The following is a 13,263-nucleotide window of genomic DNA, read 5'->3' on the forward strand; positions in this document are numbered from 1 at the left end:
GGATGGCAACGGTTGGCTCTTGCAGGAGATTACAGCGCGCTTGTCCGCAGATATCAAGGTGGGCGACCCTAGATTCACCACTGAGGTGGTGAAAGCGATTTTCAGTACGACACCTGATTAGGCATTGCGGCGATAGGGGGATGGTGACTGGGGTTGCGCGCTGCCGGCGCTTGGGCTGAGCATCAAGACATCGGCCAAACCGTGTTCCGAAGCGAATAAATTAGTTTTGCTACGGATCGGAGACCGAAATCTAGAATGTCAGCGAGTGGAGTTTTCGCACCTCGTCAAGTAGCCATTGAAACACAGACTGTTCGGAAGCAGGGGACTGCTGGACCTCGGAAGACAGCTTGCCCAACGTCGCATCCTGGCGCGACAACATTCGGCACATTCGTTTCGCGACTTCAGGATTGGTTTGGAGGATTGGCGTAAGGTCATCTTTCTGGAGTTGATACGCGGCACATTTTGTGAGCGCGGTAATCCGGACCTTTGTCGACAGGCCAGCAAGCAAGCCCGCCTCACCAACGGCATCACCAGGGCCGAGACGTGTCACTTCAAACTGGCCGGAGGTCTCGTCAGCTGTCACAGACAGCACGCCGGAATCAACAATGCTCAAAGTATTTGGCGCGGTATCTGCAGTCACGAGTACTTGTCCGCGGTCAAGCTCCCGTCGTGTGAGCCTGGCTGCCAGTTGCCTGATCTCGTCGTCTTCCAGCGCTGTGAACAGGTCGACATTGCGAAGGAGCCGTTCCCTGGAATCAATCGGATTGCGGGAGGGCCCCGTCACGCCGAGCGGATGCAGGTCAATCCCCGCTGCGGCCAGATGTCGATAACAAAGGTCGTACAGATCGTTGGAGGCTGGGCGTTTCCTTTCCATATCGTCGACATAGGCTGTAACCTCATACTGAATCGAATTGACATTTGTCTTTTTAACCTGAGCGTGGGGGGCGGGTGTCTGCAAAATGAAACATGTTGCCGCCAGCGCATTTTCGAGTGCTGCGAGAACGGTCCTGGGGCGCTCTTCAGGCGATATCTCCAGTAAGACACTGATGGCATGCAGCGAGGGCGGCCGGCTATGGTTCATGATCTTTGTTTTTGCAGCCAGGGCGTTTGGCACGATGACCACGTTGCCTTGTGACGTCAAAAGATGCGTTGCACGCCAGTTCATCTCAAGCACCTTGCCTTCATCACCGTCGATAGCAATCCAGTCGCCCACCTGATACGGCTCGGTCGTGTTAATGACGATACCAGCGAAAACATCACTCAGCGTGCTCTGGATTGCAAGGCCAAGAACGATCGCCAACGCCCCTGAAGTTGCGACCACGCCTCGTATTGGCAAGTCCAATACGAAGGCGAGGGCCGCGACAATTGCGGCAAGAAAAACCACCGCCCCGAACACATCCTGAAAAAGACGCTGCTTACGCCACCGCTTCGGCAGCAGCAATGCGTCGAGCGCAAGTGACAACAGGCGCGCCCCGTTGAGCCACCAGATTATTTCAAGAACCTGTTCCGCAACGTGCTGAGCAGATGAATGCACATCGGGTACGGGCGAAACGGGGCTAAGTCCTGTGGTGAATAGCAGTAGAGTCAGCAGAGCGAAAAGAAGCAGTCGAATGGATAGCCGGGTGTTTTCATTCTCCGGACGCCCGAATCGCCAAAGTAGCATGTCGACTATTACGAGCGTGTACCCCGCAAGTAATGGATGGCTCATGGTTTCCGTGTTCGTTTCATCGTAATCGGCCCCGCGGCAGGGCGCCGTGTCCCATCGCACGCGTTGCACCGGACGGCGTTGTTCAGCCCTCGAGCGCAGCCAACGCAGCCTCCGCAACTGCTATGTCCTGCTCGACGGTTCCTGCGCTGGTTCCGACCGCACCGACAATGCTACCGTTGATGACGATCGGGATGCCGCCGCCGAAGATGACAACCTTACCTACACCACTCTCCTGGATGCCGAAGAGCGGCATGCCCGCCTGAGCGAGCTTGGCCAGGTCAGCTGTGGCTTTTTCAAAAATTCTTGCTGTCACCGCCTTATTGATGGCGAGTGAGATGCTGCCGATGAGCGCGCCGTCATGGCGCAAGAAAGCCACCAGATGTCCACCAGCATCGACCACCGCGATGTTGTAAGCGATTCCCAGGCTCGCAGCCTTTGCCTCCGCGGCGGACAACATCCGCTTGGCGTCTTCGAGCGTAACGGTGTCGTATCGTCTTGGCATATCGTCCTCGACATAGTAGGTGGATCGCGCCAATTGCCTTTCGAGAAGACAGCTGCTTTGTCGCTCACAACTTCCGCCATGCACGCACTGATGCCTGCGCGATTATCCCCACTCCGAAGCCGACGAACCCGCAGGCTTTGGCGTAAAACTAAGCTACCACGTTCGTAATGAGCGAGCAAATGACGAGAGTCTGGAAGTTCTCGGCGCCGAGGCGTCCCGCGACTTCCGGCAACTGGTGGTTTGGAGTGAATTGTGGCGTATCAGGAATAACTCCTTTTACCGAGCGATATTTGCGTAACCGGATCGGGAATCTACAGTGCTTGGTGATCAGGCCACTCTAGATGCCGTAGAAGCCGGTTTTTCGAGAGGCCTTTACGGATGTGGCGCCGGAACCGGAATGTTGCTTCGGTAGTTCAGGCGGATTCGTCGAGTAAAAGCCTCATTGCTTATCTGGATTGTCAATGGAGCATTGCAATGGTTCGTACACACCAACCGGGTGAGTCTGCCTTCAAAACTATTCTGTCCGAGGACATTGAGTGGAAGCAGTTTCCGGCCTTTCCACCTTCGGCCCGTCTCGCCGTCCTTATCGGCGAACCCTCGGAGCCCGGCCCCTATGTGATCCGCGTGAAAGTGCCGGGCGGTGTCAAGCTGATGCCCCACAAGCACCCGGAAGACCGCATCTACACGGTGATGTCGGGCATCTTTTATATCGGGCTCGGCGAGCAATTCGATGGGAGCAAGGTCGAGGCGTATCCACCGGGCAGTGTCATCGTTCTACCTGGTGAGACCTGGCACTTCCACTGGGCCAAATCCGGCGAGTACGTCACGCAGGTCATGGCGATTGGGCCGCTCGGCCTCGATTATCACGATTCTGCCGACGATCCACGCAACCAGGCGCCGAGCGGAGACTGAGCTTCGCCGGAATTACTGTTGCTGTCCGAGTCGACGCTCACGGCCGCGACATGGCTGGATTCGCGAATCCGCACGTCTGTAACGGCTTGGGGTAGTTTCGCGATGTCACGCTCGATGTCAGTGTCGAGCTGTTTTCCAATGTCGAGAATCCGGTTCTGGATGCCGCTGGACGAAATGCCCTTGTCCAGCGGCAGCACTTCCTTGAGCATGTTCGCGGCCTGCCGGTATGGCAAATGAGCTGCCCACTTCGCCTGGAGGTATTCAAGCTCCGGAGTGACGCGCCAGCTTAGGTCTTTGGACAGGAGATGCACTACGTGCTGTGCCGTCCGCGCAGTCCGCTGGCAGGCACACGGCCACAGCCGCGGACTCTTCACCGTCACTTTGCCGTAGACGGTGCGCAGACCGTCGAGCGGCTGTCATCGTGCTCTCAGGCCGAACCGCAGTTCCGACAATGGGTCTGGCCTGAGAGCACGACTGCACCTGTTTCGAAATGAGCTCGGCTTGCATCTGTGCCAGCAACGGCCGTCCCTTCCGCGAGAGTCAGGCCCAGTTCGGCAAGACAGCAATCAGGGCGCTCAATCAGAGCCAGAACTCCGTCACCTTCCTCGACCGTGTCATTGTCTCCGTCTGTAGGTGTTCATAATTGCCGCTAGCCGTGTTCACTGGAATGCTAGCGGCTAAGACGTCGAATGCCCCGCTGCGTAAGGTGAAGACACGATCGGCGCGATTCGATGCCTGTTGCGATGGTGCAACAACCGAGATGAAGCGTGTTCAGTAACTCTGCGAGCGTGGTCCTTGGCGGTCTCGGATATCGAATCTCGCGGCGGATGTGATTCGAAAGATGCTTGCCATAATCTGCAATCTTTATTGAGCGGGGTGCCACGTTGCCAGAAACAGGTTCTGTTCTTGGTGGACGAGTTCTGGACCAAACTTTATTGCTTGTAAGAGGGGATATTCTGAACGACACGCATGGTGGCGTTCCGCGATTACCCAACTGTGCCAAGCGCCCGCTCTAAGTAAGGGGTATTGCTGGTTCGAGGCTCAGCGCGTTGTTCGAAATGAATTGTCAGGCGTGTGTAAGGCACGCTAGCATCATTAACGAACATGCTAGCGCCCTATGAACATTCGCTAGCAGCAATTCTGACCACCTACAGCATTGACGATTGCGACCTGTAGCTCGCGGGCTCAGGTGGCAGGGGCGGTGCTTGAGAAGCTTCCAATGATCGACGCCCCAAAACTGTCGTGTGCGATACGCAAAACCGGGTGTTGACGACTTTACTTCGTTTTTGGTGACGACTTTACTTCGTTTCACGAGAACAACGCCGGTACGCTCGTGAACTATGGCATGCGCTATCACAAGGGGCTGCCGATCAGCAGCAGCATTGCCGAGTCTGCGGTGAATCTGGTGGTCAGCCATCGCATGGCGAAGAAGCAACAAATGCGATTGACGGACGAGGGAGCGCACTGGCTGGCACAAGTCAGAGTTGCTGTTCTCAACGAAGAATTCTCGGTTAAGAAGCTTGCCGTGTTGACCAACACTTCTGCAGCTGCAAACTCGCCGAGTGCGTGCCGAGCGGCGTGAATTGACCTCCCACGGTTTGGTTCACTCTCATCAAAATTGACGCAAAGTTGTCCAGCACTGCTCGCTGTGCTTTATAGACTGGTCTTTGGGTCCGGACGACTTTAAGTCATTGACAGCCGGCGCGACCGAATTGATGCTGACGGGCATGAGATATCGACTGGACAAGATGTATTGGGACCAGCACGAGCTCGCCGTACACATCCTGTCCTCGCGGACCGGGGCTAGGCGCCGGGCAAGCTGAACCGCGACTTTGGGCTTGCCGTCCCCCGACGGCCTTGAACTTGATGACGTGAATGACACCCCAGGCCGAGGAACACCCTTAGTCTTGGGCAATGCTTAGGCGAAGCCCGTCGAGTCCTCATATCTAGCCTGGCCGTAGGCCAGCCCGCTGGGCAGCCACCTGAATACCGTAAACAGTCGAGCCAGTAATTACCCCCGTCATCAACACGCCGATGAAAGCAAGCAAAACCGCGATGATCCGACCAAGCGTTGTGGTCGGCACGACGTCGCCGTAGCCGATGGTCAGCGCAGTGACCGCGCAAAAATAGAACGTCTCGCCCAGAGATGATTGCGTACGTGTGACCGTGTTGACGGCCCCTCCACCGTAATACATCGCGATCGACAGAAAGAAGAAAAGCACGACCAGAATGGCCAGAATGCGGCGCAGGTGCCAGAGGACCTTGGCAACCTCAGCAGCCGCAGTACGCGGCGAGATCTTGGCGTGAAGGTTGTCCTCGTTGCCACTATCCATGTCTCTTAAGCCTGTCAGGTTGATTCGGGCTCTCTTTGAGAGAGAGCCGCGTCCACAGAACCAACATAAAACGTTGTGTCCGGCGGAGATATTGCATGTTTACGTAATCCGAGGCAAGTGCGGGTGTCTGCCGTCGTGGCTGAACAAGCGTCGAGCGCCAACAGCCTCGCTGGATTCATTGCATATACATGTAATAGCCGTTCTTCGCCAAGCCAACTATCATCGGGAGTTCGGGACTTGGAACCGTTCAGTTTGTCAATACGGCTTGGCGATTGCACTGCGGACCTCGATGTGACCGCAGTCCGGATGACCGTCCTGCCGGGCAATTCACGGCAACCGGTTCAGCAACTCGTCCTGGAGAAACGATATGGCTTCGAAAGGGAAGTGTCTGTGGCTCTGTCGAGTTAACGCGGTGAAGTAGATTCGGTCGGACCGTAACGCATGATGAGCATGATGGCAAAGACGAGGCGGCTGGTTCGTCGCTCGGTATATCGCAGCGATCATCGGGATCTGGGTGGCGCTCATCACGCCTGCATCGGTTACGCTTGCCCTTCGGGTAGGGCAGATCGATCCCGCACATAAGGGCACTTCGCTGGCGTTTGTTGCGAGTCTTGGCGCCCTTGCCGCCCTTTTTGCCAATCCCATTTTTGGCGCGCTAAGCGATAGTTCGACCTCGCGGTTCGGGCAACGGCGTCCTTTTATCATTGGCGGCATGATCGGTGGCACGTTGTCGATCTTTTTTATCGGGTTTTTTGCCACCACCGTCAACATGGTGACAGTCGGGTGGGTCGCCGCGCAGCTCTGCTTCAACGCTGCGATCGCCGCTACAATCGCAGTCTTGCCAGAGCGCGTTCCGACCGAAATGCGCGGCAAGGTGTCTGGATGGATGGGAATGACCACGCAGGTAGGCGTAGTCGGAGGCGTCTTCCTCATACAGCTTGCTGGCACAGAGGGATACGGGCCTTTTGTTTGGCCGGCCGTGGTTGGTGCGCTGATGGTTTTGCCGTTTTTGCTGACCCTGCGCGAGAAGCCCAGGAGCAAGGACGAGGTGGTGCCGTTGTCGCTGAAGTCCATCGCATCGTCGCTGTGGATCAATCCAGTCAGACACCGCGATTTCGCATTGGCGTGGTTGGGTCGATTTCTGGTCTGGACGTCACTGTACAGCCTGACGACGTACAAAACATATTTCCTTATTGACACTCTGCACTACACGACGAAAACCGTCGCCCCAGTGCTCACCGTAGCGATGTTCACGCTAGCTCTCTGCATTGCGGCCTCCAGCATCCCGTCCGGATGGCTCTCCGATAAAGTTGGCCGCCGCAAACCGTTCGTCGTCGCTGCCTCTTTGCTTTTCGCAGTCGCAATGGTTATTGTCGCGTACGCCGGATCAGTTAGTCAGTTCGTGGTTGGGGTCGGCGTTGCCGGCTTGGCCCAAGGGATGTATCTGGGCGTCGACTACGCTCTGGTATCGGAGGTTTTGCCTGACAGCAGTGAACAGGCAGCGAGGGGCATGGGTTTCTTCAATCTATCGAGCACGATTCCGCAGACGATCGCTCCCGTGCTTGCCCCGGTCCTATTGAAAATCGGCGCGACAGGCACGACCGGCAACTATGCTGCTCTCTTCGGCGCGGCGGCCGTGTTTGCAGTCGTTGCTGCATGTGTTACTCAGCAGATCAGAGGTGTGCGTTAGTCGTCGAATGTTGAAGTCCTTAAAAACTGCTAATCGTGTCCATAGACTACGCTAATGTAAGACTGTATTTTGACGCCGCAAAATAAGGCATAGCAGCGGTTTCGCACGTCTTTCTAGGCGTTGCATTTCAGCAACGCAGCACGCTCGGACCTCCGTTGATTTTGCTAACGCGTTCGTCGTGTCCGCTAATTCGGCTAATGCGGTTGTAGAGGAGCGCGATAGGTGCATTCGCTTGAAGCGGCAGCAAGTGCAAATACCCGAGGTCATTTTTTGATCTTCGGAAGGTGGCCATCTCAGTGCGCAGATCAAAAATGCCATACAGTACGGCACGTTGTGTGCCACATCGGGCCTTCAACATCCCCTTGTGTGGATGTTGGTCAGCACGGCGTCGTCCTGCGCTTGGTCAGTCGTGTCGGGCAGTGAGTTCGCGTTGTGGTAGAAAAGCCGCGCTAGCAGAATGAATGGGCACGATTTGCGCTTCAACGGACATCATTAGCAGAATTTGCGAACTTCAACATTTGTGAACACCAACAATTGGAGCGTCAATGTCGCAGTCGAGGAAGCTATCTGATAAGGATGACTACTTTTTGACTAGGAAAACAGCCGACGCTCGTCAACTTGACAAGGCCGTACAGATCATCGACGAAACCCCGGCCGTTCCAGTGTCAGCTGCAATCGTTGAGCCTGGTCCAGATGAAAAATGAACGACGGGCGAGACTGGACGAGCAGTGTCTTCAGTTCCATGCTGGTCGTGGTCCGAATGAAGGTGTCTACCGTTTTGACCAGCTGATGCAGGACAATGACCTCGCGATCAAGGTAAGTCTGGTCGAAATCGTAAATTCCGACTTCGTTAAGCCTTGCGAGGTCATCGTAGCTCTGCCGCGTCAGCGCATCGCTGATCTTGCTTCGTTGTGGAGTCGCTCCGAGTCTCTGCAGCAATTCGGCGGTTTCCTGAATGACCTGTCCATGCTCGTCAACCATCCGGCTCGCGAAGCTTTGCACGCCTCTCAACCGAGTTCTGCGCAAGGCTATTTGCCCTGCCGCGATTTCCGCCTGATTCGCCACAAGGATGATACCGACGATCTGTGCATTGGTCAGCCCGTCATCCTGACCAAATGCGCAAATGGATGATGCGAGGAGCAGCAGCAGCGCTCCAGCGGTACATTTCACGTTCATTGCTCACCTGAAACTTGTGTTCCGGTCGTTGACGCACCGTTCAAGCCGCACGTCGGCAGCACAGTTGACATGCTATACCGGCGAGCCGACGAGTGCACCAGACGAACAAAGAACGCCACGCGAGTTGCCCGCAGCTTCCAGAGCTCGGCTCCAGCCGGCGCAAGCAATCAGGGCTGCGATGAGAAGAGGCAGGTTTCTCTTCTCAACGACCGGGTCCGTGGCGTCTGCGGAAAGGGCGCGCCGTTCTGCGGGCAGCCCCGCCGCCACGGAGTTCTGCTGAACGGTCGATTCAGGTCAGAGCGACACGATCTGCCGCAATAGTTCCAGCGCTTTCATTTCGTCAAGACGACCGGTTCGTGCCTTACCTGCGAGCGTCTTGATCAGCGCCTCGGCGATCGGCTCAATACCGATCAGATCGCCAAGGCTGGTCACGGGAGCAGAACGGCGCGGCTCCGCGATGACCTCTGTGATGGAGGCCCGCATCGAGGAGCAGTGTCCTGCACCACACACACGCGACAGGCCCTAACGCACGAACTGTCGCGGCAGCTTTAAACAGTTCCACGCGCAGCCGCCTCAATGCCTTTTCATGGTCCTTCCTGGGCAGCTCCTTGTTTCTCGCGGACCAGTCCATTGAACCAAGGTCCAATGGCGGCGGTTCTTCGAAGGTTATAGGCTGAGTGGGCGAGAAATCTTGTCTGCGGGAGCACTAGATTGCCGCCCACCTTCCCGCAGCCCATCGCGCGGCCCTGTCGGCGGTATGCGCCACCGGACCGCACGCCCCCGCGCGGCTTTGGCCTGATCGCGTGTCAGGAGAATGACGTGAAGTCGCGACCGCAAGCGGATATTGCCCGCATCCTGCTGATCATCGTGATTCTGTCGCTGCTGATCTTCGGCAGTCTTTATATCGTCCGTCCGTTTCTGCCGGCGCTGATCTGGGCGACGATGATCGTCGTTGCCACCTGGCCCGTGATGATCGGTATCGAAAAGCGCGTCGGTGGCCGCCGCTGGATCGCCGTCACGGTGATGCTGGTCGGCCTGCTGGTCGTGATCGTGCTGCCGCTCTACGGGGCGGTGTCGACGATCGCCGAGCACGGCGGCGACATTGTCGACCAAGCCGAGGCGCTGCCGAACTACTCGCTGCCTCCCCCGCCCAGCTGGCTGCATCAGGTGCCGCTCGCCGGCGAAGGCCTCGCACGCGAGTGGCAGCGCCTGTCCGACGCAGGTCGCGGTGGCATCCTTGCACAAGTGCAGCCTTATGCGCTGATAGCCGCGAAATGGCTGCTCTCGCAAGCCGGCACGGTCGGCTTGCTGGTGATCCACCTGGTGCTGACCCTGATCATCGCCGGCATTCTCTATTCGCAGGGCGAGGCCGCGTCCAGCAGCGTGGTGCGTTTCGCGGCGCGCATCGCCGCCGAACGCGGGGCGGCGGCAGTGCGGCTTGCCGGATTGTCGATCCGCGCGGTCGCGCTCGGGATCGTCGTAACGGCGGTCGCGCAGGCGACGCTCGCCGGGCTGGGCCTGTACGTCGCCGGAATCCCCGGCGCGGGGATCCTGACAGCGCTGATCCTGATTCTCTGTCTCGCGCAGATCGGTCCGGGCCTTCCGCTGATCGGTGCCGTGGTCTGGCTGATCTATCACGACCAGCTTGTCACGGGAATCGCGCTGGGGGTCTGGTCGGTGTTCGTCGGGCTGCTCGACAATGTGTTGCGGCCGCTGCTGATCAAGCGAGGCGTGGACCTGTCGCTGCTGCTGATCCTGATCGGGGTGATCGGCGGGGTGATCGCGTTCGGGATCGTCGGCCTGTTCATCGGCCCGGTGATACTCGCGGTGACCTCCACGCTGCTGCAGGCGTGGATCGACGAGGAGGCGCCACCGGCGCCCATCGAACCGGCGCTCACGAGCACCGGCGACCCGCCGGATCGCGAGCGGCGGTAGCGCCACCGACGCGCCGCGCGTGATACGGCGAGTGCGTCGGGTAACGCGCTTGACATGAATGTACCGGCGGTATGCCGTTTCCCGGGGACGTTATGAGTTTTTGTACCGTCAAGGCGTATTTGATGAAGTCTTCAAGCAAGCAGAACGTTCAACGCCACACATACCGATGCACCGGCGTTGCCTGAATCGCGCACGATGAGCGCTCGGTGTGGCGCGCCCGCCTGTGTTGCGTCGAGCTGAGGTCATTTACCCCTAACGGAGCAAAAGCATGGGTACTGGAATCGTGGACGTAGCGGAACAAAAACGCCTGAACGACGCGCGTGAGGCCCAGGTGCCGTGGAAGAAGTGGGGGCCTTACCTCAGCGAGCGGCAGTGGGGGACAGTGCGAGAGGACTACAGCGACAACGGCGATGCCTGGAACTACTTCACCCATGACCATTCCCGCTCACGTGCCTATAGGTGGGGCGAGGACGGGCTCGGCGGACTCTGCGACGAGAGACAGCAGCTGTGCTTTGCGCTTGCGTTGTGGAACGAGCGCGATCCGATCTTGAAGGAGCGCCTCTTCGGCCTCACCAACAGCGAGGGCAACCATGGCGAGGACGTCAAGGAATATTACTTCTACCTCGACAGCACGCCCACCCACTCCTACATGAAGTACCTCTATAAGTACCCGCAGCGAGAATATCCCTATCGGGACTTGATCGAGACCAACCGGAGGCGATCGCGGGAGGAGTTCGAGTACGAACTGCTCGACACCGGTGTCTTCGATGATGACCGGTATTTCGATGTGTTCGTCGAATACGCGAAGGCGGATCCGGACGACATCCTCGTTCGTATTTCCGTGCACAACCGCGGACCAGAAGCGGCACGGCTGCGGGTCCTGCCGACGCTATGGTTCCGCAACACATGGTCATGGGGTGAGGACGATCGCAAGCCCTCGCTGCTCGATGCGGGCCCAGGCGCCATTCAGGCCACGCACCCTGAACTGGGCCAGTACTGGCTCCATTGCGATGGCTCCCCGGAGACGCTCTTCACCGAGAACGAGAGCAATGCGCAGCGTCTGTGGGGCCAGCCCAACGCGTCTCCCTACGTCAAGGATGCGTTCCACGCCTACGTCATTTCGGGACAAGGCGACGCGGTGAATCCCGCCAGGACCGGAACCAAGGCCGCGGCCCACTATATCTGCGACGTGCCCGGCGGCGGCAGCACGACCATCCAGCTGCGTCTGATGGCAACCAAACTGGACAATGCGTTCCGCGACTTCGAGAACATATTCAATAGCCGCATCGCCGACGCTGACGAGTTCTACGAGCGGATTGCGCCCGCATCGTTGACCGAAGACCAGCGCCGGGTGCACCGTCAGGCGTTGGCGGGAATGCTGTGGAGCAAGCAGTACTACTACTTCGACCTGCAGCTCTGGCTGCGCGAGCACCGTAGTCATCCATTGCTCGAGGCCCAGCGCCACGACGTGCGCAACACCGAGTGGTTCCACATGTTGAATGCCGACGTGATCTCCATGCCGGACAAGTGGGAGTATCCGTGGTACGCCGCCTGGGACCTGGCCTTCCATACGGTCTCCCTGGCGCTGGTGGATTTCGATTTCGCCAAGGAGCAGCTGCTGCTGATGCTGCGCAGCCTGTACGTCCACCCAAGCGGGCAGATTCCAGCCTACGAGTGGAACTTCAGCGACGTGAATCCGCCAGTGCATGCCGCTGCCACGCTCTGGCTGTACAAGTACGAGAAACAGCTGGGTCGGGCCGACCTGCGATTCCTGGAACGCTCGTTTCAGGGGTTGATGCTCAATTTCAACTGGTGGGTCAATCGCAAGGACCCAGCGGGCCGCAACGTCTTCGCTGGCGGTTTTCTGGGTCTGGACAACATCGGTGTATTCGATCGCAGTGCACAGCTCCCGACTGGTGGCTCGCTGGAGCAGGCGGACGGGACGGCGTGGATGGCGTTCTATTGCCAGAGCATGCTGGAGATGGCCATGATTCTGACCGAGTACGACCCGATGTACGAGGAGGTCGCCTTCAAGTTCGTCCAGCATTTCATGTGGATCGCCTATGCGATGGACCGTCGTGGCGAACATAGCGATGAGATGTGGGACGAGGAGGACGGTTTTTTCTATGATCTGTTGCGGCTCCCCGACGGCCAGACGATGCGTTTGAAAGTGAGGTCACTGGTGGGATTGTTGCCACTGTGCGCGTCCACGGTGTTCGAAGCGGAGTCTGTCACGCGGTATCCGAAGCTGATGGAGCTGATTGCGCAGTTTCGAAAACGCTACCCCGAGCTGGTTGCCCATGTGGCTCCGACCGACGCGGGTTTCATCGGCCATAGGGAACGGAGACTTCTATCGATTCTCAACAAGCGGAAACTCGAGCGCGTGCTCGGTTACCTGCTCGATGAGAACGAGTTCCTGGGGCCGCACGGCATTCGTTCGCTTTCTCGCTATCACCTGGAACATCCGTTCGTGCTTCACGTCGCTGGACAGGAGTACAAGGTGCAGTACCTGCCGGCCGAATCGAATACCGGCATGTTCGGTGGCAATTCGAACTGGCGCGGCCCGGTGTGGATGCCAGTTAATCTGCTGATCGTCCGGGCGCTGATGAATTTCTACACTTTTTTCGGCGATGACTTCAAGGTTCAATGTCCGACCGGCACGGGTCCGCACATGACGCTGTTCGAGGTAGCGCAGGAGCTTGTCCGTCGGCTGACGGGTACGTTTCTGCGCGATGCCGACGGGCTACGGCCCGTCTACGGCGGGGCGGCCAGATTCCAGGACGATCCGCATTGGCGCGACCTGATCCTGTTTTACGAGTACTTCCACGGTGACAATGGCGCGGGCCTTGGGGCCAGCCACCAGACAGGCTGGACGGGCCTCGTCGCCCCTCTCCTGGACCTGTTTGGGCGTGTCGATGCGCAAACTATGCTGGAAACCGAACGCGCGCGTGTGATGGCGGGGATCGTAAGGGGGCAGGTGGGCGGAGAAGGGATCGGCGAGAAGTAA

The 13,263-nt window shown here is 58.3% G+C and carries 11 protein-coding genes; 5 read left to right on the top strand and 6 right to left on the bottom strand.

The window, feature by feature from the left end; translation table 11 throughout:
• Positions 1-250: 250 nt before the first annotated feature.
• Both P0D80_RS35985 and P0D80_RS35990 read right to left on the bottom strand, forming a co-directional pair.
• Positions 251-1,708, bottom strand: coding sequence for a mechanosensitive ion channel domain-containing protein (locus P0D80_RS35985; protein WP_408290939.1), 1,458 nt, complete (start codon positions 1,706-1,708; stop codon positions 251-253).
• Positions 1,709-1,790: 82 nt separating this feature from the next.
• Positions 1,791-2,243 (bottom strand): GlcG/HbpS family heme-binding protein, encoded by a 453-nt coding sequence (locus P0D80_RS35990; RefSeq protein WP_408290941.1) that lies wholly within the window; start codon positions 2,241-2,243, stop codon positions 1,791-1,793.
• A gap of 441 nt (positions 2,244-2,684) precedes the next feature.
• Between P0D80_RS35990 and P0D80_RS35995 the strand changes: the two genes are divergently transcribed.
• Positions 2,685-3,122 carry a cupin domain-containing protein gene (locus P0D80_RS35995; RefSeq protein WP_408290944.1) on the top strand — a complete coding sequence of 146 codons (438 nt, stop codon included), beginning with the start codon at positions 2,685-2,687 and terminating at the stop codon, positions 3,120-3,122.
• Here the strand turns inward: P0D80_RS35995 and P0D80_RS36000 are convergent.
• The gene (locus P0D80_RS36000) at positions 3,074-3,331 is read right to left on the bottom strand and encodes a hypothetical protein (protein WP_408290946.1); all 258 of its coding nucleotides are present in this window, start codon (positions 3,329-3,331) and stop codon (positions 3,074-3,076) included. The two genes, P0D80_RS35995 and P0D80_RS36000, sit on opposite strands and share 49 nt — an antisense overlap.
• A gap of 1,124 nt (positions 3,332-4,455) precedes the next feature.
• Between P0D80_RS36000 and P0D80_RS36005 the strand changes: the two genes are divergently transcribed.
• The gene (locus tag P0D80_RS36005) at positions 4,456-4,704 is read left to right on the top strand and encodes a hypothetical protein (RefSeq protein ID WP_408290948.1); all 249 of its coding nucleotides are present in this window, start codon (positions 4,456-4,458) and stop codon (positions 4,702-4,704) included.
• Positions 4,705-5,068: 364 nt separating this feature from the next.
• Here P0D80_RS36005 and P0D80_RS36010 read toward each other — a convergent pair whose 3' ends face one another.
• Positions 5,069-5,455: a potassium channel family protein gene (locus P0D80_RS36010; protein ID WP_408183380.1), complete on the bottom strand. Its 387-nt coding sequence runs from the start codon at positions 5,453-5,455 to the stop codon at positions 5,069-5,071.
• A 514-nt stretch (positions 5,456-5,969) separates the two neighbouring features.
• Here P0D80_RS36010 and P0D80_RS36015 point away from each other — a divergent pair.
• On the top strand, positions 5,970-7,145 hold the full coding sequence (locus P0D80_RS36015; protein WP_408290951.1) for an MFS transporter: 1,176 nt from the start codon (positions 5,970-5,972) through the stop codon (positions 7,143-7,145).
• A 636-nt stretch (positions 7,146-7,781) separates the two neighbouring features.
• On the opposite strand, the gene P0D80_RS36020 is transcribed toward P0D80_RS36015, so the two are convergent.
• Positions 7,782-8,321, bottom strand: a complete 540-nt coding sequence (locus P0D80_RS36020) for a DUF4142 domain-containing protein (RefSeq protein WP_408290953.1) — start codon at positions 8,319-8,321, stop codon at positions 7,782-7,784.
• Between the two features lie 294 nt (positions 8,322-8,615).
• A complete protein-coding gene (locus P0D80_RS36025; RefSeq protein WP_408291021.1) occupies positions 8,616-8,804 on the bottom strand; it encodes a hypothetical protein in 189 nt (62 codons plus the stop codon).
• Positions 8,805-9,140: 336 nt separating this feature from the next.
• Between P0D80_RS36025 and ydiK the strand changes: the two genes are divergently transcribed.
• Positions 9,141-10,256 (top strand): AI-2E family transporter YdiK, encoded by a 1,116-nt coding sequence (ydiK, locus tag P0D80_RS36030; protein ID WP_408291018.1) that lies wholly within the window; start codon positions 9,141-9,143, stop codon positions 10,254-10,256.
• Positions 10,257-10,524: 268 nt separating this feature from the next.
• Entirely contained in the window at positions 10,525-13,263 is a 2,739-nt protein-coding gene (locus P0D80_RS36035) for an MGH1-like glycoside hydrolase domain-containing protein (protein ID WP_408290955.1), read from the top strand.

This window comes from Paraburkholderia sp. RL17-373-BIF-A, from assembly GCF_046030175.1.
In the GTDB taxonomy this organism is placed as follows: domain Bacteria; phylum Pseudomonadota; class Gammaproteobacteria; order Burkholderiales; family Burkholderiaceae; genus Paraburkholderia.

What these genes read in the sequence shown, in the direction of transcription:
- P0D80_RS36020 (WP_408290953.1), bottom strand. Translation starts at nt 8,321, where the DNA reads ATGAACGTGAAATGTACCGCTGGAGCGCTGCTGCTGCTCCTCGCATCA.
- P0D80_RS36000 (WP_408290946.1), bottom strand. Translation starts at nt 3,331, where the DNA reads ATGCTCAAGGAAGTGCTGCCGCTGGACAAGGGCATTTCGTCCAGCGGC.
- P0D80_RS35995 (WP_408290944.1), top strand. Translation starts at nt 2,685, where the DNA reads ATGGTTCGTACACACCAACCGGGTGAGTCTGCCTTCAAAACTATTCTG.
- P0D80_RS36035 (WP_408290955.1), top strand. Translation starts at nt 10,525, where the DNA reads ATGGGTACTGGAATCGTGGACGTAGCGGAACAAAAACGCCTGAACGAC.
- P0D80_RS36025 (WP_408291021.1), bottom strand. Translation starts at nt 8,804, where the DNA reads ATGCGGGCCTCCATCACAGAGGTCATCGCGGAGCCGCGCCGTTCTGCT.
- P0D80_RS35985 (WP_408290939.1), bottom strand. Translation starts at nt 1,708, where the DNA reads ATGAGCCATCCATTACTTGCGGGGTACACGCTCGTAATAGTCGACATG.
- P0D80_RS36010 (WP_408183380.1), bottom strand. Translation starts at nt 5,455, where the DNA reads ATGGATAGTGGCAACGAGGACAACCTTCACGCCAAGATCTCGCCGCGT.